The sequence below is a fragment of the Thioalkalivibrio sp. ALgr1 genome, from assembly GCF_000378285.1.
Lineage (GTDB): Bacteria > Pseudomonadota > Gammaproteobacteria > Ectothiorhodospirales > Ectothiorhodospiraceae > Thioalkalivibrio.
Genome location: NZ_KB905132.1, coordinates 603,613 through 620,286, shown reverse-complemented (window position 1 = coordinate 620,286; position 16,674 = coordinate 603,613). Strand labels below are relative to the sequence as shown.

Here is a 16,674-nt window from a genome sequence, read left to right as displayed (position 1 = left end):
CCGATCACTCCAGTGCCGCTACAAACTCGTTTATGAAGGCCGCCACGGGCGCCGGGTCCCGCCACCACTGCGCATGCCCCCCGAGCCGCACGGCCAGTCGGGCGTCCGGGCGCAGGCCGCGCAGGCCGTCCGCCACGGTGGACGGCACCAGCGCGTCCCCCTCGGCGAGGCAGGCCGCGACCGGCACCGGACTGGATTGCCAGCAGGCGCGCTGGTCACGGCCCATCAGGCAGGCCAGCCCGGCCGCAAGGCCCTGATCGGTCGCCGGGGTACCCTCCAGCTCGCTCGTCAGGTCGGCGGCCAGCGAGGCCGCTTCCGGCGAGCCCCTGGCGCAGAGCATGGCCAGTCGCCGGTGCAGCCGCCGCCGGGGCCCCTCGAGGGCCAACTGAAAGTCCGCAAGCTCCGCGGCCGGCAGCGCATGGCCCCAGTCCGGGGCCGCTGCAAAACGCGGCGTGGAATTGAGCAGCATGAGCCCCCGGGTATCCGGCATCTGGCGCGCCAGCTCCAGCGCAACCAGCCCGCCGAGCGACCAGCCCAGCCAGATGGGGCGCGACAGCGGGCGCGGCAGCTGAGCCCGGATGGCCTCGCAGGTAGCCACAGGATCGCCCAGGGCCTCTCCACCAGCGAGTTCCCCGTGCCCCGGCAGGGCCGGCGCGTAGATCTCGAACCCGGGCAGCGCGGCACGCAAAGGCGCCCAGACGGCCGGGGAGAACCCCCAGCCGTGCAGCAGCACAAGGGTCGGGCGCGTCATCGCGGGCCAACCCGCCGCCACCCTGAACGCAGCGCCCCGGCTTGCGTATCATGGGCGCCGTTTCGCGCCACACCCCACCCAACCGAATCTTCAGGTCGAGTTTGCATGGACATCGTACTGGGCATTGTCATCGCGTATCTGCTGGGATCGCTTTCCACGGCCATCGTCGTGAGCAAGTTGCTGCGGCTGCCGGACCCACGTCACACAGGCTCGGGCAACCCCGGTGCGACCAACGTACTGCGCTACGGAGGCAAGAAGGCGGCCATCATCACGTTGATCGGGGATGTCGGCAAGGGCTGGCTGCCGGTGTTCGTCGCCGCCCAGCTCAGCATCTTTCCGACCTGGGCCCTCGGCCTGATCGGCCTGGCCGCCTTCCTCGGACATGTGTTTCCCGTGTACTACGGCTTTCGCGGCGGCAAGGGCGTGGCCACCGCGCTGGGCGTGCTTCTGGCACTCAACCCGCTGGTCGGCGGGCTCACGCTGCTGACCTGGCTCGTGGTCGCCGCGATCTGGCGCTACTCCTCGCTGTCGGCCCTGGTCGCGGCGACGCTGGCACCCGTTTACTTCGTGTTCCTGGAACCGGATTTCTGGCTCGCGCTGATCGTGGCGGCCATGGCGGTGGTGCTGTTCATCCGCCACGACACCAACATCCGCCGCCTGATGCGCGGGGAGGAAGGGAAGATCGGCTACAAGAAGGACGAGGCGGCAGAACCGCCGCGAGACTAGCGATCTGCCTCAGGCGGAGAGCTCCGCCAGCGGCCAGCGGGCACGCGCCGTGATCGCCGGGGCCTGGTCGTCGGGCGCCCAGCCCGCCTGCAGGCGGCGCAGCCCGGCGAGCGCGATCATCGCCCCGTTGTCCGTGCAGAACTCGATCCGCGGGAAATACACCGGCACCCCCTGTTGCGCGGCCATCGCCTGCAGTCCCGCGCGCAGCCGGGTGTTCGCGGCCACCCCGCCGGCGACCACCAGCGCCGGGGCCTGACTCTGCTCCAGCGCCCTCCGGGTCTTCTCCACCAGGGTCTCGCTGACCGCCTCCTCGAATGCGCGCGCGACATCCTGCGGGCGGTATTCCTGCTTGTTCAGGGCCGTCAGCACGGCCGTCTTCAGGCCGGAAAAGCTCATGTCCAGCCCCGGCCGGTCGAGCATCGGGCGCGGCAGACGCAGGGCATCGCTCACCCCCTGCTCGGCCAGGCGCGACAGGGCGGGACCGCCAGGATAGCCCAGCCCCAGCAGCTTGGCGGTCTTGTCGAAGGCCTCTCCAGCGGCGTCGTCGATACTCTCGCCCAGCAGCTCGTAGTCACCCAGAGACCGGGCATGGATCAGCTGCGTGTGCCCGCCGGAGACCAGCAGCACCAGGAACGGGAAATCCAGCCCGGCGTCCTCCAGGAACGGGGCCAGCAGATGGCCTTCGAGGTGGTGCACCGGCATCGCCGGCACGCCCCAGCCCCAGGCGAGCGAGCGTGCGACCGAGGCCCCCGTCAGCAGGGCCCCCAGCAGTCCCGGCCCGCCGGTATAGGCGATTGCATCCAGCTCGGGCCCCTTCACGCCCGCCTCGTCCAGCACCGCCCGCAGCAGCGGCAGCAGGCGCCGGATGTGATCGCGCGAAGCGAGCTCCGGCACCACGCCGCCGTAGACCGCATGCAGGTCGGTCTGGCTGTACAGCCGGTGCGCGAGCAGGCCGCGCTGATCATCGATCAGCGCCACGCCCGTCTCGTCGCAGGAGGTCTCGATACCCAGGACTTTCATAGGAGCAGCATGCCTCGGGGCGCGGGTACGGGGAAGGATTCCGGGCGAACCGGACGGGATTGCGAGTCCCTCACAGGCGGCCGCGCCGATCGGGGATCGCGGAGAAGTCGAGCGCAGCACAGGCTCGACCCAGGGTCATCACCTGAAAGCGCTCGCCCATCTCTCCGGGCAGGGTCAGCATGCGCACGGCCTGGGCGGCCTGCATGGTCTTGCGGGCATCCTCGCCACTGCCGACGCGCGCCTCGAAGCGCTGCGCCAGGCCCGCACCCAGCAGGAACTCGCCCTGCGCGGCATAACCGAGCACATCGAGCCCCGCCGCATCCGCGGCCTCGGCCACCGCAGTGAAATCGACGCTGGCCGTCAGGTCCATCAGCCCGGGCTGTGCCAGGGGGTCCAGCATCATCTGCTGACGGTAATAGCCGACCAGCGTGCCCTGGTGACGCTCCGCGGCGTAATACGCGGCCCGCGGAAACCCGTAGTCGACCAGCAACGCTACACCCTGCTCCAGACAAGCGGCCACGCTCGCAACCCAGGCCGCCTGAGCCGGACGCCACTCGGAGGTGTATCCGTCGGGCCAGGGGCCATGCACCGCCTGCAGCCCGCGCACGACGTCCGCCAGTGGCTCGGGGGCCGACTGCTCCGCCAGCACCAGCCTGCCGTCGCCATCCACTGTGACACCCATCTGCCAGGGCTGGCCCTCGCGCCAGCGAAAGAGCTCCACCGGCAGTGCGTCGAGCACCTCGTTCGCCAGTACCACACCCCGGATCGGCTCCTCGGGCAGGGCATCGAGCCATTCCACCCGGGCGTACTCCTCCGGCTCCAGGCGTTCCGCCAGGTGCTCCTGCTGCACGGCCCGCAGGTCCGGGCTGACCTCGATGATCTTGTAGCACTGCCAGCCCACGCCCAGCTCGCGCAGCGTCACAAGCACATCGCCGGCCAGCCGGCCGCTGCCCGCGCCAAACTCCAGCAACTGCCCGCCGCCCGCCAGTTCGTCGCGCAGCAGCGGGGCCAGCCAGCTGGCCAGGGTCTCGCCGAAGAGCGAGGACAGCTCCGGCGCGGTCACGAAATCACCGCCCGCGCCCAACTTGCGCGCCCCGTTCACGTAATAGCCGAGCCCCGGCGCATACAGCGCCTGGTGCATGTAATCGACAAACGGGAGGAACCCGCCGTGCGCGGCGATACTCTGTTGCAGGGAGTCGTGCACCTGCCGCCCGATGGCGGCAGCCGGGTCGTCCGGCGTGGGTGTGCTAGGTTTCGGCGGCAGCATGGCGACAAATGGTACCAAGGCGAGGCATGACGTGACGGAACACACACAGGGAGAGCGATCGGAAACCGGCGTGGTGCTGGTCACCGGATCCGCGCGCCGGGTCGGCGCGACCATCGTGCGCTGGCTGCACGGCGAGGGCCTGCGCGTGCTCATTCACTATCGAGGATCGCGCGACGACGCTGCCGCCCTGGCCGACTCGCTGAATGCCCGGCGCGAGGACAGCGCGCGCATCCTGCAAGCCGACCTGCTGAACCTGAACGACATCCAGCGCCTGGCACGCGAGGCGGAAGAGGCCTGGGGGCGGCTGGATTACCTGGTCAACAATGCCTCGACCTTCTACGCGACCCCGGTCGGCGCGATCGATACGCAGGCATGGGATGACCTGGTCGGGTCCAACCTGAAGGCCCCCACATTTCTGACCCAGGCCTGTGCGCCGGCGCTCGCGCGCACCCGGGGCGCAGTGGTCAACATCGTGGACATTCATGCCCTGCGCCCGCTGAAGGGTTACCCCGTGTATTCCGCGGCGAAGGCGGGACTCTGGGCCCTGACCCAGGCCTATGCCCGCGAACTGGGCCCGGACGTGCGTGTTAACGGCGTCGCACCCGGCGCAATCCTCTCGCCCGAGGATCCGAACAATGCCGGGACGCACGAAGCGATGGTCGAGCGCACCGCCCTCAAACGCGAGGGCCACCCCGACGACATCGCCCGTACGGTACGCTTTCTGCTGCTGGATGCGCCCTACATCACCGGACAGGTGATCCCGGTGGATGGCGGGCGCTCCGCCTCGCAGTAACGATCCGCGCGACGCGCTACACTGAATACATCCTCGAATCAAAAGAAGAGAACGGCCCATGATCGACCCCAAACGCTTTGACGATCTCGCGCGCCGGATCACCGAGAGCCTGCCGGAGTCGGTGCGCCATATGCAGGAGGATGTCCAGCGTCAGGTCCGCTCGTCGCTGCAGCACGGCTTCGAGCGCATGGACCTGGTCACCCGCGAGGACTTCGACGTCCAGGTTGCGCTGCTGGAACGCACCCGCGAACGCCTGGCCGAGCTGGAAGCCCGCGTGGAGGCCCTCGAGGCCGAACGCAAGACCGCGGAGTAACACACTCCCCATAGAACCACCGGGCACGGAGGCCCGGACCCGCAACAGGGAGGGCAAGGATGCCCATTGCCATCAGCCATGCCCGTGCGGTCGCCGGGATCCAGGCACCGCTGGTCACCATCGAGACTCACCTGGCCAACGGCCTGCCGTCATTCCAGATTGTCGGCCTGCCGGAGGCGGCCGTGCGCGAGAGCCGCGACCGCGTCCGCGCGGCCATCCAGACCAGCGGCTTCGACTTTCCCCGCCGCCGCATCACCGTCAACCTGGCCCCGGCCGACCTGCCGAAGGATGGCGGGCGTTTCGACCTCGGCATCGCATTGGGCATCCTCGCCGCCAGCCAGCAGATCCCGGGCAGCGCCCTCGAAGGGCGCGAGTTTCTGGGCGAACTGGGACTGGACGGGACCCTGCGACCGGTCGGCGGGACGCTGGCCGCCGCACTGGCAGCCGCTAATGAGGCGCGCGAGCTGATCGTGAACCCCGAGGACGGGGCCGAGGCGGCACTGGCCAGCGCCGCGCGGGTGCGCACCGCCGACCACCTGATCGCGGTCTGCGCCGGGCTGCAGGGTCAAGGGGAGCTGGACGAGGGCCGACCCGTCGAAGCGGAACCGGATCGCTACCCCGACCTGGCCGATGTGCGCGGTCAGCACCAGGCACGTCGCGCACTGGAGATCGCGGCCGCGGGTGGCCACCACCTGTTAATGGTCGGCCCGCCCGGCAGCGGCAAGTCCATGCTGGCCGCACGCATACCGGGCATCCTGCCACCGATGTCCGAGGCGGAAGCACTGGAGACCGCCGCGATCCACAGTCTGCGCGACACCGGCCACCTGCAGCGCGACTGGCGCGCCCGACCGTTCCGCTCGCCCCACCACACGGCCTCGGGGGTCGCACTGGTCGGTGGTGGCTCCACACCACGCCCGGGCGAGATCTCGCTGGCGCATCACGGCGTGCTGTTTCTGGACGAGCTGACCGAATTCCAGCGCAGTGTGCTCGATGTCCTGCGCGAGCCGCTTGAGACCGGGACGATTCATATCGCCCGAGCCGCCCGGCAGGCCGAGTTTCCCGCCCGGTTCCAGCTGGTAGCGGCGATGAACCCCTGTCCACAGGGCTTCGACTGCGACCTCGGGGCGCGCTGCCAGTGCTCCCCGGAACAGATGGCGCGCCACCGGCGACGCCTGTCCGCGCCGCTACTGGACCGCATCGACCTGGCGATCGAGGTCCCGCGCATCCCGCCGCCCGAACTGGCCTCGCATGGCGAACCCGGCGAAGACTCCAGGACCGTCGCGCAACGCGTCGCCCTGGCGCAGGAACGCCAACGGCAACGCCAGGGCTCCCTCAATCGCGAACTGGCGGGCCAGATGCTGGACCAGCACGCCACCCTGGAGGCAGGCGATCGCGCCCTGCTGGACCGCGCTGCGGAGCGCTTTCGCCTGTCGGCACGCGCCTACCACCGCATCCTGCGCCTCGCGCGGACGATCGCCGACCTCGAACCCAGCGATCCGATCACGACCGGTCACCTGACCGAGGCGCTCAGCTATCGCGCGCTGGATCACTGGCGCACCCAGTAACCAGGCAAAGAAAAGGCCCGCACGGCAGCTGCCGACGCGGGCCTTGAGATCGGATCGAAACCGATCAGTCTTCGAAGGTCGCGACGTACACCGCCAGGTCGGCAATGTCCTGGTCCGACAGGCGGGCCGCATTCGGCGCCATCAGGGCCGTGCGGTCACCCACGGTCTCGCCGGCACGGTAGCGCACGAGCTTGTCGGCGGTGTACTCGGCGGTCTGGCCGGCAATCTTCGGGAACGCGGGGGAACCCTGACCCTGGGCACCATGGCAAGCGATGCAGGTGCTGTACAGGGACTCGCCACGACTCACGTCACCGGTATCCAGGGCAATCCCTTCCAGTGCGTCGTCGTCCTCGACAGCGGCATCGTCATCTTCGGTCACGGCCTCGCCGTTACCGTTTTCGTCACCATTGCCGTTCTCATCGCCGTTAGCGTCTTCGGGCTCCCAGCCGTGATCAATACCGGCTTCGTCCAGCATGTAGACCACCACCAGCTTCACTTCCTCGTCACTCAGGCTGGAATCACCGCCGCGAGCCGGCATCGCACCTATGCCGTTGATGGAGTTGTCGAACACCTCGTCCAGGCTGCGCTCGTCGAGGCGGGCGGCCCAGGCGTCGGAGTCGCCCTTGATCGGGGCATCGGAAGCCCCGGTGTCGTGACAGGCCGCACAGACATTGCTGTAGATGTCACCCGGACTCAGGTCGGCGGTCTCTTCCTCCATATCGACCGGACCGGAGGCCACGCGACCGATCGGCTGGATGCGTTCGACGATCCGATCGCGCTCGGCCTCACTGGGCTCGCCTAGCTGGAGCCCTCCCATGAAGTTCGCCAACTGGATCAACAGGTAGATCACAGTGGCGAGCAGCGCCACGGATGCGATGAACATCAACACCTTGTTACCGGTGTCCATCTTGATCGGTTGATTCGCCACTTGCTCTCCCTCCGAAAGGTGCGGGCCGCGCGCGGCCGTAATGGTTCCTAGCCCAAGTATTCCCACGCGCCAGGCGCGCAAATCGGGCGCCGAGTATAGGGCATCGTCCCTCTCGAGACCACAAACCCAGTAGGGCAGTCAAAAATGCGCTGGACGGACCCGTTCAGCGCCCCGTATCATTACTCGTCTTGCGCCCGTAGCTCAGCTGGATAGAGCGCTGCCCTCCGGAGGCAGAGGTCAGAGGTTCGAATCCTCTCGGGCGCGCCATTACGCAGAAAGGGACCCTCGAGGTCCCTTTCTGCGTAATGGGGTGCTGGAGGGCCCGATTCGAACCTCCCGTTCGAATCGAGGCCCGCACCGCGGGCCGACATCGCGGTGCAGCCAACGGCTGCACCGGTCCGAAGGACCGAGCCGCCAAAGGCGGCGAAGCCATCCTCTCGGGCGCGCCGCCTGAACACCCCCGAGCCCAACGCCGCGCCCCCGTCGAATCAAGGCCTGCGCAGCGGCACGGCATCGCAAGTCACCCCCTCGGCGACAGCCTCGGGGCGTTCGCCGGCGCGAAGCCGTGCTTCGCGAAACCCCGGCTCACCCTCTCGGGCGCAACATCAGTTCCGCTTCCAACATGCCCTGGCCCGGCCAGCGCGGCGATCCGGCATCCTGACCGGCAAATGCCGCCACTCCCTTGATCCAGATCAAATCGAAGCCCCGGCAGCAGCGCTAGCTTGAAGGTGACCACTGCAACCGGGAGTGCGTGATGTTGACTGAAATCATGTTTCAATCGCCCATCGGGATCCTGACGATCCTGACCCTGGTGGGCATCGTGGCGTTCTTCGTGTACGTCGGCTACTTCATCCTTCATGGCATGCACGAGGACGACAAGGCGAAATAACCCGCCTCGGGGAAACCAGGCACCATAAAAAAACGGGCCAGCATGCTGGCCCGTTTTAGTTGGGTATTCCCTGACGAGACCCTCGGTGGTCACCCGGCAACTGCGCCCGGCAACCGCCGAAGGCCGGCCGACATCAGGAGCCGGAGCCCCCGGGGGTATCCCCCAGCTCCCAGCGGCGCGCGTCAGTCGGGTCCGTGACCGGCGCGACCGAGGTACGGCCGCGAGCGGGCTCGGCCAGGGAGTTGGTGCAGGTCTGGGCACCGTGGTACAGGCGCACGACGTGCTTGGCCTCGGCGAAGAACAGCCACCGCTCCATGCCGATACCGATCAGGCTCGAGACAGCGGCCAGCCAGGCGATGCCGGCCGGGGCGCCCGACAGGATCGACGCGAACACCAGGACCGGGGCCACAAAGCCGAGCAGGAAGACGCCCATCTTCACGTTGTCGATGGTGTCCTTGCGCGGGTCGTAGCCGAACTCGTCGGTCAGGAAGGTGCCGGCGGTGTGGCCGGTATCCAGCAGGCGCACGGTCGCACGGTTGAAGGTGGTGGCGGTATTGATCGTCGGGCCATTCACGCGCGAGATCCAGAAGTAGTAGATCGCCTTCAGCACGGCGGCAGCAACCAGCGCGACCATCGCGACACCCGCATGCATCGCCGTGGCATTGCCGAACACGGTGGCAATGGCGGCAAACAGCGTGGTGCCGGTCGCGATGCCCAGCATGATGTAGTTGGCCGGGGTCAGCGCGGTGTTCCACTGGCGGATGGTCTTCAGACAACCGTAGATCATCCCCGTGGAGAACAGGGTGATCACGGCCAGCACGGCGGCGATCACGCCGGCCAGCGCCGGCAACGGCCCGATGGCCGCGCCCTGCAGCAGGACGCCCAGGCCATAGATCCCGGCGAAGGGATAGAACAGCACCGCGAACACGGCCTCGCGCGACAGCCAGGAGGTCTTGAAGCGCATGAACGAGCGCCAGGCGTTCTTCTTGTTCGCCAGGTGGCCGGTGGAGAGCATCAGCCCCAGGGTGATCATCCCCAGCGAGACCGCGCCGTGTGCCAGCAGCTCGCCGTGGCTCATGGCCGGACCGATGCCCGCGAGGTGGAAGGCCGCCAGCAGGATGAACAGGCCGTAGCCCGCACCGGAGATGACGGTAAACAGGATGACGGAAAATGCCGGATGCATATGAATTCTCCCGATCGGGCCGCGCCTAGCGCGCGACCATCTTGTTGACCCAGTCCTTCACCGAGCTGACCAGACGGTTGGCCCGCACGTCGTCGATGGGGATGGGACGGGTGATACGCGGGGGCAGATAGGTGTTGACTGGCTTGTAGCCCAGCTCCGGCATCTGCTTCACGCCGCCACGCTCGCGCACCAGGCGGCTGACCTCGGAGTTGTCGTCGTCGAAGTCACCGAAGAACCGGGCATGGGCCGGGCAGGTGATCACGCAGGCCGGCTGGCGTTCTTCCGGCGGCAGGGCCTCGTCGTAGATGCGGTCCACGCACAGCGTGCACTTCTTCATCACGCCGTCTTCGCGGTCCAGCTCGCGCGCACCGTAGGGGCAGGCCCAGGCACAGTAGTTACAGCCCATGCACTTGTCCTGGTCGACCAGCACGATGCCGTCTTCCGGACGCTTGTAGGAAGCGCCGGTCGGGCAGACATTCACGCAGTCAGCATGCTGGCAGTGCATGCAGGACATCGGGATGTTGACGGTCTTGTTGTTGGGGTAGTCCCCGACCTCGTAGTGGCGCACGCGGTTGAACCAGACGCCGCTCGGGTCCTCGCCGTACGGGCGATAGTCGGTCAGCGCACCGGTGGTGCCGCTGGTGTTCCACTGCTTGCAGGCCACCGCACAGGCGTGACAGCCCACGCAGGTGTCCATGTCGATTACGAGTCCAAGTCGCATACAACTACTCCTCAAATTTCCTCGGGCCGCCGGCCGGGGCCGGCGGCATGGCCCGGATCCGTGATACCTAGCGGTCTTCGTCCAGCGAGCCGCGGGTCAGCACGTCACGGATGGAACGATTCAGGTGCACCGGCTTGTGCGCGGCGTAGCGCAGCTGATCCGGGGCCTCGGACATGCCGGGGGCCGGCTTGACCGTGTCGAAGTCGGGCCAGGTGCTGGCCTCTTCCGGATCGGCCGGGGTGATCTTGACCTTCAGGTCGTACCACGCGGCCTGGCCGGTTACTGGGTCGGAGTTGGTGATGTTGTCCACCGGATCGCCCTTCTTCGGCAGCAGCTCGCTGATCAGGTGGTTCATCAGGAAGCCCTTGTTGGACTCGTTCGCGTCCGGCTTCAGGCCCCAGGCGCCCTTCTGCTTGCCGATCGCGTTCCAGGTCCAGACGGTGCTCGGCTCGCAGCCCTCGATCAGCTTGACCTGCACACGGACCTTGCCGTTGTGCGATTCCATCCACACCCAGGACAGGTCCTCGATGCCCATGGACTCGGCCTTGCCGCGGTTCATGTACAGGTAGTTCTGGGCGCAGATCTGACGCAGCCAGGCGTTCTGCGAGTCCCAGGAGTGGTACATGAACATCGGGCGCTGGTTGACCGCGTAGAACGGGTACTCGTCCTCGTCGATACGGGTCTGCTCCAGCGGCTTGTGCCAGATCGGCAGCGGATCGAAGAACTGGGTCAGGCGATCCTTGTGCTCCTGCTTGGTCGGCTGCGGGCCGTCATACAGGCCCTGACCGGCCAGCTTGAAGCGCTGCTGGGTCTCGGAGTAGAGCTCGATCGTAATCGGATCCGTCTTGCCCACCCAGCCGGCGTGCTTGGCCAGCTCCAGGTACTCCTTGTTCGCGTAGCGGTAGAACTGCTGGTTCGGCGCCAGGTGATGCACGAAGAACCCCTGGTTCTCGATGTACGCCTCCCACTGCTTCGGGTTCGGCTCGCCACGCAGATGGCTCTTGCCGTCCTTGCCGCGGTAGCCGGACAAAAAGCCGATCCCCGGCTCCTTCTCGAAGTTGACGATGAAGTCCTTGTAATCGTCGAACTTGCGGCTGCCGTCGTCGTTGGTGAACGCCGGGAACTTCAGACGACCGGCCAGCTCGACCATGACCTCCTGCCAGGGACGCACGTCGCGGTCGACCTCGAGGATCGGGTGGCGGATGGAGTCCGCCGCCGCGGCCGGCTCGGAGATCGGGCGGTCCAGCATGGAGATCGTGTCGTAACGCTCCAGATAAGTCGTGTCCGGGAGCACCAGATCGGCAAAGTTGACCGTCTCCGAGTGGAACGCGTCCGCGACCACCAGGAACGGGATCTTGTACTCGCCGCTGTCGTCCTTCGCCCGCAGCATGTCCATCACCTCGGCGGTATTCATCGAGGAGTTCCAGGACATGTTCGCCATGAAGAAGATCAGCGTGTCGATCGGGTAGGGATCGCCGTTGACCGCGTTGGTCACCACCATGTGCATCAGGCCATGGTTGGAGATCGGGGCATCCCAGGAGAAGGCCTTGTCGATGCGCAGCGGGTTGCCGTCGTCATCGATGACCAGGTCCTCCGGCGCGGTCGGGAAACCGAGCGGCGGGCTCTTCAGCGGGGTGTTCGGCGCGCATTCCTTGGCCGGCTTGATGCCCGGCGGGACGTGCTTGGGGTACGGCGGCTTGGCCAGGTGACCACCAGGGCAGTCCACCGAGCCCAGCATGATCTGCAGCAGATGGATCGCGCGGCAGGTCTGGAAGCCGTTGGAGTGCGCGGAGATGCCGCGCATCGCGTGCATGGAGACCGGACGGCCGAACACCTTGTCGTGCTTGCGGCCCCAGGAGTCGGTCCACTCGATGTCGAGCTCGATCGTCTCCTTGAACGCGACGTGCGCCATCTCCAGCGCCAGACGCTCGGTCTGGTCGGCCGGCACGCCAGTGATCTTGGCGGTATTTTCCGGGGAATACTCCTCCGACAGATAGCGCTCGGCCAGCAGCGTCATCACGGTCTTGACCGGGCGGCCATCGGGCGCGGTGTACTCGCCGAACAGCGCCGGCTTGATATCGACCTGGGTGCCGTCGACGAACGCTTCCTGCTCCAGTTCCCAGACCAGCGGGTTGCCGGCCTCGTCACGCAGGATCAGGCCATCACCCTTCTGCCCCGGGGTCTGCACCACCAGCTGGGTGGCGTTGGTGTAGCGCACCAGGAAGTCCCAGTCGAACTGGTCGTTCTTCAGCAGCACGTGCAGCATCGACAGCGCGAACAGGCCGTCGGTACCGGGCTTGATGCCCACCCACTCGTCGGCGATCGCCTGGTAGCCGGTGCGCACCGGGTTGATCGCAACGAACTTGCCGCCGCGGCGCTTGAGCTTCTCCAGCCCGATCTTGATCGGGTTGGAGGCATGGTCTTCCGCCACGCCCCAGAGCATGTGGTACTTGGTGCGGTCCCAGTCGGGGTCGCCGAATTCCCAGAACGCGAAACCGGTAGTGTACAGGCCGCCGGTGGCCATGTTGACCGAGCAGAAGCCGCCGTGGGCCGCCCAGTTGTAGGTACCGAACTGGGTCGCCCACAGGCCGGTCAGGGCCTGCATCTGGTCGCGGCCGGTAAAGAACGCCAGCTTGCGCGGGTCGGTCTCGCGGATCTTCTGCAGACGCGTGGACAGCATGTCCAGGGCCTCGTCCCAGGAGATCGGCTCGAACTCGCCGGCGCCGCGCTCGGTACCCGGCTTGCGGCGCATCGGCTGGTGCAGGCGCGCCGGGGACTGTTGCTTCATGATGCCGGCGTTGCCCTTGGCACACAGCACACCCTTGTTGATCGGGTGGTGCCGGTTGCCCTGGATATAACGGACCTTGTTGTTCTGGACCGTAACCTTGATGCCGCAGCGGCAGGCACACATGTAGCAGGTGGTGTACTTGATCTCCTGCTCGCTGTGGTTCTCGAACTCGGGTAAGGCACTCATTCAGGCGACCCCATAGATTATGGTTTGCTTATTCACGCTGGGCATATTGGCCATAAAGAAGCCTTTTGGCTAACGAAAAGTTCTTATCTAGGAATAAGCAGAAATAATCTGCGAGAGAATTTATTTATTGCCGCATCGAATCTGGGGCCTTGTTGTGGCAATCACGGAAAAGTGGTCTACGATGTGTACCATGAAACATATCGCCCCCAGCGGCAGGACGGGACACCGTATGCAACACGCCCTCAAGGACGAGAACGCCCTGGTCGACGCCTTCGGCCGCCGCATCGAATATGTCCGTCTCTCAGTTACCGACCGCTGCGATCTGCGCTGCTTCTACTGCATGCCCAAGGGCTTTCGTGACTTCGAGGAGCCGGAGCACTGGCTGAGCTTCGAGGAGATCGAGCGCGTGATGGGGGCCTTCGGGCGACTCGGCACCCGCCGCGTGCGCCTGACCGGCGGCGAGCCGCTGGTGCGCAAGAACCTCCCGGATCTGGCCGCGCGCCTGAACGCCCTGCCCGGCATCGACGACATCTCGCTGTCCACGAATGCCACGCGCATGGCGCGCCACGCCCAGGAGCTGAAGGACGCCGGCGTGGCCCGCATCAACGTCAGCCTCGACTCGCTCAAACCCGAGGTCTTCAAGGAGATCACCGGCGGCAAGCTGGAGAAGGTGCTGGACGGCCTGATGGCCTCCAAGGCCGCCGGGCTCGACCCAATCAAGATCAACATGGTGGTGATGGGCGGGATCAACGAGCCGGAGGTCGAGGACATGGTCGACTTCTGCATCGAACACGGCTTCACTCTGCGCTTCATCGAGACCATGCCGATGGGCGATACCGGCCGCGAGGCGAAAGAGGGGCACTATGTGAACCTGCAGGACGTGCGCGCCCGTCTGGAGCAGCGCTACAACCTCGTCCCCGGCGTGATGCCCGGCGGCGGCCCGGCGCGCTACATGCAGATCCCGGATACCGACGTGCGCATCGGCTTCATCACCCCGATCTCGCAGCACTTCTGCGACACCTGCAACCGTGTGCGCCTGTCGGTGGATGGCACCATCTACACCTGCCTGGGCAACGAACACAGCCTGAACCTGCGCCCCTACCTGCGCGAAGGCTGCAGCGACTCGGAGCTGGAAGACCTGGTAATCCAGGCGATCAACCTGAAACCCGAGCGTCACGAGTTCTCGGAACGCCCGGAGAAGGTCATGCGCTTCATGTCCATGACCGGCGGATGACACCACCGCAAGGCTTGCTAACAAGAAAGGCCCGTCCAGCGAGACGGGCCTTTCTTGTTAGGGGGGCCGCTTTATTAGGGCCAGGGCTTGCCGCCTCTGCAGCTAACCGAGCAACCCGCGCAGAATGAAGAAGAACACGATGGCCAGGATCGCCCCGGCCGGCAGGGTCACGATCCAGGACATGAAGATCATGCGCACCAGGCGCAGGTCGATCGCGGCGATCCCGCGCGCCATGCCGACACCCAGGATCGCCCCCACCAGCGTATGGGTGGTGGAGATCGGCAGCCCGGTACCGGAGGCCAGTACGACGGTCGCAGCCGCCGCCGCGGTGGCCGCGTAACCGCGGCTGGGCGTGAGCTGGGTGATGCCGGTGCCGACCGTGGCGATCACCTTGTGGCCATAGGTAAACAGCCCGAACACGATCCCGAAGCCGCCCAGCAGCAGGACCCACATCGGCACCACGGTCTCCGGGTCCACCTCGCCAGTCTGGATCACGTCCACCACCGCGGCCAGCGGCCCGACCGCGTTCGCGACATCGTTGGAGCCCAGCGCGAAGGCCATCGCACAACCGGTGACGACCATCATCACGCCGAAGACCTTCTCGACATCGCTGAAGTGCGAGCCGTGGGCTTGCAAGGAGGCCTCCTCGAAACGCAGGCGCCGGATCGCGAAGAGTCCGACCACCACCACCGCCACGCTGATCAGTACGGCGAAGCTGTAGGCCTGGGCGGTAGTGAGGTCCAGCCCGACGTGCGTCAGCCCCTTGAACATCGTGACCAGCGCAGTCACGAAGGCCGTCAGAAAGATATACAGCGGCGCCCAGCGCTTGGCGTTTTTCAACGGGTCGACGGTGTCGAGGATCAGCAACTGGATGCTGCGGAACAGCGCGAAGGCGATCATCCCGCCGATCATCGGGGACAGCACCCAGGAGATCGCGATGGTCCCGACGCGCTCCCAGCGCACCACTTCAAATCCGAGGCCCACCACCGCAAAGCCGATGATCGCGCCGATGATGGAGTGCGTGGTGGAGACCGGCCAGCCGAAATAGGAAGCGGTCAATAGCCAGGTGCCCGCCGCCGCCAGCGCCGCGAGCATGCCGTAGACCAGCAGCGAAGGACTGTCCGCGAGCAGTGCCGAGTCCACCATCCCGCTGCGGATGGTCTGCGTCACCTCGCCGCCCGCCAGCCACGCCCCGGCAAACACGAACACCGCGGCCACAAAGACCGCCTGGCGAATGTTGAGGGCCCGCGAGCCGACCGAGGTACCCATTGCGTTGGCGACATCGTTGGCGCCAATACCCCAGGCCATGAAGAGCCCGAAGATGACTGCAAGGCCGAGCAACAGGGTGCCGTATTCCATGCGGTCCTCGGTACGTGGTGCGAGTGGTTACTTGGCCAGCATCAGCTGCAGGCGGCTGCCCACGCGCTGGGCCAGATCGGCCAGCTCGCCTATGGAATCAATCACGCGATACATGAAGATCACGTTCACCGGGGGCAGCTCCGCCTCCTGGGCAAACAGGATCTCGCGTACCTCGCGCTGGGCCTCGTCGGATTCGTGCTCGATCTGGTCCAGCTCGGTCAGGATGTCGTTGACCACCTCGACCTCGTGTCCGCGAAAGCCCGCCTCGACCAGCTCGTCCAGCTCGTTGACCGCGCGCCCGGCCTGATTGACCGCATCCACACTGCGATCCAGAAAGCGCTGCAATGGACCCTGCATATTGGCCGGGAACTGCATCTGGCGGCCCAGCATCAGCCCCGCGATGTCCTTGGCCATGTTTGCGATGCGGTCCTGGATCAGCAGGGTGTCGAGCACGTCGCGGCGCGACATCGCCAGCATCATGCCCTTGGGCAGGTGCAGCCGCAGGTCCTTCTTCAGGCGGTCGGCTTCGTGCTCGAGCTTGACGATCTTCTTCTGCTGAACGCGCGCGGTGTCCCAGTCATCCCGGGCCATGGCCTCGATGAACGGCGGGAGCTCGGCGATGCAGGCGCGCACCTTCTCCATGTGCGCCTGCAGGGGGCGCACCGGCGAACGGCCAAACAGTTCGAAGACGAAGTTCTTGGGGCTCATGGCGGCGCGAAGAATGTCACAAAGGCGCAATGTACCGCAAAACAACCCTCGATACCCTGTCGCCTGCAGGCGAATGTGTGCCGCGTGCGCTACAATCGTGGCCCAGAGCTGGGGGTGCCCGTACCACATGTCGGGCTGAGAGAGTCCCCTTGAACCTGAACCGGTTAACACCGGCGGAGGGAAGCTCGGTCAACGGTCTGCTGTACTTGGGGTTCCTGCCCCCGCGATCGCCCTGCCCGCGCT

15 protein-coding genes, 1 tRNA gene and 1 riboswitch are annotated in these 16,674 nt (G+C 66.6%); of the genes, 7 read left to right on the top strand and 9 right to left on the bottom strand.

Going from position 1 to position 16,674, the window contains the following annotated elements:
- Nucleotides 1-4: 4 nt before the first annotated feature.
- Nucleotides 5-751, bottom strand: coding sequence for an alpha/beta fold hydrolase (locus tag F466_RS0102970; RefSeq protein WP_018993412.1), 747 nt, complete (start codon nucleotides 749-751; stop codon nucleotides 5-7).
- A gap of 105 nt (nucleotides 752-856) precedes the next feature.
- Between F466_RS0102970 and plsY the strand changes: the two genes are divergently transcribed.
- Entirely contained in the window at nucleotides 857-1,477 is a 621-nt protein-coding gene (plsY, locus tag F466_RS0102965) for a glycerol-3-phosphate 1-O-acyltransferase PlsY (protein ID WP_018993411.1), read from the top strand.
- A 9-nt stretch (nucleotides 1,478-1,486) separates the two neighbouring features.
- Here the strand turns inward: plsY and tsaD are convergent, their stop codons facing one another.
- Nucleotides 1,487-2,497: a tRNA (adenosine(37)-N6)-threonylcarbamoyltransferase complex transferase subunit TsaD gene (gene tsaD / locus F466_RS0102960; protein ID WP_018138213.1), complete on the bottom strand. Its 1,011-nt coding sequence runs from the start codon at nucleotides 2,495-2,497 to the stop codon at nucleotides 1,487-1,489.
- Between the two features lie 70 nt (nucleotides 2,498-2,567).
- Nucleotides 2,568-3,701, bottom strand: coding sequence for a class I SAM-dependent methyltransferase (locus F466_RS0102955; protein ID WP_018993410.1), 1,134 nt, complete (start codon nucleotides 3,699-3,701; stop codon nucleotides 2,568-2,570).
- 133 nt (nucleotides 3,702-3,834) lie between these two features.
- On the opposite strand from F466_RS0102955, the gene F466_RS0102950 reads away from it, so the two are divergent.
- Genes F466_RS0102950 through F466_RS0102940 form a run of 3 tightly spaced genes read left to right on the top strand, consistent with a single transcriptional unit; the run spans nucleotide 3,835 to nucleotide 6,435 of the window.
- Entirely contained in the window at nucleotides 3,835-4,557 is a 723-nt protein-coding gene (locus tag F466_RS0102950) for a pteridine reductase (protein ID WP_018138211.1), read from the top strand.
- 58 nt (nucleotides 4,558-4,615) lie between these two features.
- Nucleotides 4,616-4,870 (top strand): accessory factor UbiK family protein, encoded by a 255-nt coding sequence (locus tag F466_RS0102945; protein WP_012981566.1) that lies wholly within the window; start codon nucleotides 4,616-4,618, stop codon nucleotides 4,868-4,870.
- Between the two features lie 59 nt (nucleotides 4,871-4,929).
- The gene (locus F466_RS0102940; protein ID WP_012981565.1) at nucleotides 4,930-6,435 is read left to right on the top strand and encodes a YifB family Mg chelatase-like AAA ATPase; all 1,506 of its coding nucleotides are present in this window, start codon (nucleotides 4,930-4,932) and stop codon (nucleotides 6,433-6,435) included.
- A 64-nt stretch (nucleotides 6,436-6,499) separates the two neighbouring features.
- On the opposite strand, the gene F466_RS0102935 is transcribed toward F466_RS0102940, so the two are convergent.
- Nucleotides 6,500-7,363: a c-type cytochrome gene (locus F466_RS0102935; RefSeq protein WP_018993409.1), complete on the bottom strand. Its 864-nt coding sequence runs from the start codon at nucleotides 7,361-7,363 to the stop codon at nucleotides 6,500-6,502.
- 190 nt (nucleotides 7,364-7,553) lie between these two features.
- On the opposite strand from F466_RS0102935, the gene F466_RS0102930 reads away from it, so the two are divergent.
- Nucleotides 7,554-7,630: transfer RNA gene (locus tag F466_RS0102930), tRNA-Arg, on the top strand.
- Between the two features lie 487 nt (nucleotides 7,631-8,117).
- Nucleotides 8,118-8,252, top strand: a complete 135-nt coding sequence (locus F466_RS13825) for a hypothetical protein (RefSeq protein WP_012981562.1) — start codon at nucleotides 8,118-8,120, stop codon at nucleotides 8,250-8,252.
- A gap of 133 nt (nucleotides 8,253-8,385) precedes the next feature.
- On the opposite strand, the gene F466_RS0102920 is transcribed toward F466_RS13825, so the two are convergent.
- From F466_RS0102920 to F466_RS0102910, 3 genes are all read right to left on the bottom strand, one after another.
- Entirely contained in the window at nucleotides 8,386-9,435 is a 1,050-nt protein-coding gene (locus tag F466_RS0102920) for a DmsC/YnfH family molybdoenzyme membrane anchor subunit (protein WP_012981561.1), read from the bottom strand.
- Nucleotides 9,436-9,460: 25 nt separating this feature from the next.
- Nucleotides 9,461-10,156, bottom strand: a complete 696-nt coding sequence (locus F466_RS0102915) for a 4Fe-4S dicluster domain-containing protein (protein WP_018175142.1) — start codon at nucleotides 10,154-10,156, stop codon at nucleotides 9,461-9,463.
- Between the two features lie 67 nt (nucleotides 10,157-10,223).
- Nucleotides 10,224-13,130, bottom strand: a complete 2,907-nt coding sequence (locus F466_RS0102910) for a molybdopterin oxidoreductase family protein (RefSeq protein WP_012981559.1) — start codon at nucleotides 13,128-13,130, stop codon at nucleotides 10,224-10,226.
- Between the two features lie 229 nt (nucleotides 13,131-13,359).
- On the opposite strand from F466_RS0102910, the gene moaA reads away from it, so the two are divergent.
- Entirely contained in the window at nucleotides 13,360-14,364 is a 1,005-nt protein-coding gene (gene moaA / locus F466_RS0102905) for a GTP 3',8-cyclase MoaA (protein WP_012981558.1), read from the top strand.
- Between the two features lie 102 nt (nucleotides 14,365-14,466).
- Here the strand turns inward: moaA and F466_RS0102900 are convergent, their stop codons facing one another.
- Nucleotides 14,467-15,723: an inorganic phosphate transporter gene (locus F466_RS0102900; protein ID WP_012981557.1), complete on the bottom strand. Its 1,257-nt coding sequence runs from the start codon at nucleotides 15,721-15,723 to the stop codon at nucleotides 14,467-14,469.
- A 27-nt stretch (nucleotides 15,724-15,750) separates the two neighbouring features.
- Complete coding sequence (locus tag F466_RS0102895; RefSeq protein WP_012981556.1) at nucleotides 15,751-16,431, bottom strand: TIGR00153 family protein; 681 nt, start codon at nucleotides 16,429-16,431, stop codon at nucleotides 15,751-15,753.
- A 100-nt stretch (nucleotides 16,432-16,531) separates the two neighbouring features.
- Nucleotides 16,532-16,630, top strand: a riboswitch (TPP riboswitch).
- Nucleotides 16,631-16,674 lie beyond the last annotated feature (44 nt).

Bases quoted from the DNA above. Each gene is read 5' to 3' on its own strand.
- F466_RS0102970 (WP_018993412.1), bottom strand. From the start codon at position 751: ATGACGCGCCCGACCCTTGTGCTGCTGCACGGCTGGGGGTTCTCCCCG.
- plsY (WP_018993411.1), top strand. From the start codon at position 857: ATGGACATCGTACTGGGCATTGTCATCGCGTATCTGCTGGGATCGCTT.
- tsaD (WP_018138213.1), bottom strand. From the start codon at position 2,497: ATGAAAGTCCTGGGTATCGAGACCTCCTGCGACGAGACGGGCGTGGCG.
- F466_RS0102945 (WP_012981566.1), top strand. From the start codon at position 4,616: ATGATCGACCCCAAACGCTTTGACGATCTCGCGCGCCGGATCACCGAG.
- F466_RS0102940 (WP_012981565.1), top strand. From the start codon at position 4,930: ATGCCCATTGCCATCAGCCATGCCCGTGCGGTCGCCGGGATCCAGGCA.
- F466_RS13825 (WP_012981562.1), top strand. From the start codon at position 8,118: ATGTTGACTGAAATCATGTTTCAATCGCCCATCGGGATCCTGACGATC.
- F466_RS0102920 (WP_012981561.1), bottom strand. From the start codon at position 9,435: ATGCATCCGGCATTTTCCGTCATCCTGTTTACCGTCATCTCCGGTGCG.
- F466_RS0102915 (WP_018175142.1), bottom strand. From the start codon at position 10,156: ATGCGACTTGGACTCGTAATCGACATGGACACCTGCGTGGGCTGTCAC.
- F466_RS0102910 (WP_012981559.1), bottom strand. From the start codon at position 13,130: ATGAGTGCCTTACCCGAGTTCGAGAACCACAGCGAGCAGGAGATCAAG.
- moaA (WP_012981558.1), top strand. From the start codon at position 13,360: ATGCAACACGCCCTCAAGGACGAGAACGCCCTGGTCGACGCCTTCGGC.
- F466_RS0102900 (WP_012981557.1), bottom strand. From the start codon at position 15,723: ATGGAATACGGCACCCTGTTGCTCGGCCTTGCAGTCATCTTCGGGCTC.
- F466_RS0102895 (WP_012981556.1), bottom strand. From the start codon at position 16,431: ATGAGCCCCAAGAACTTCGTCTTCGAACTGTTTGGCCGTTCGCCGGTG.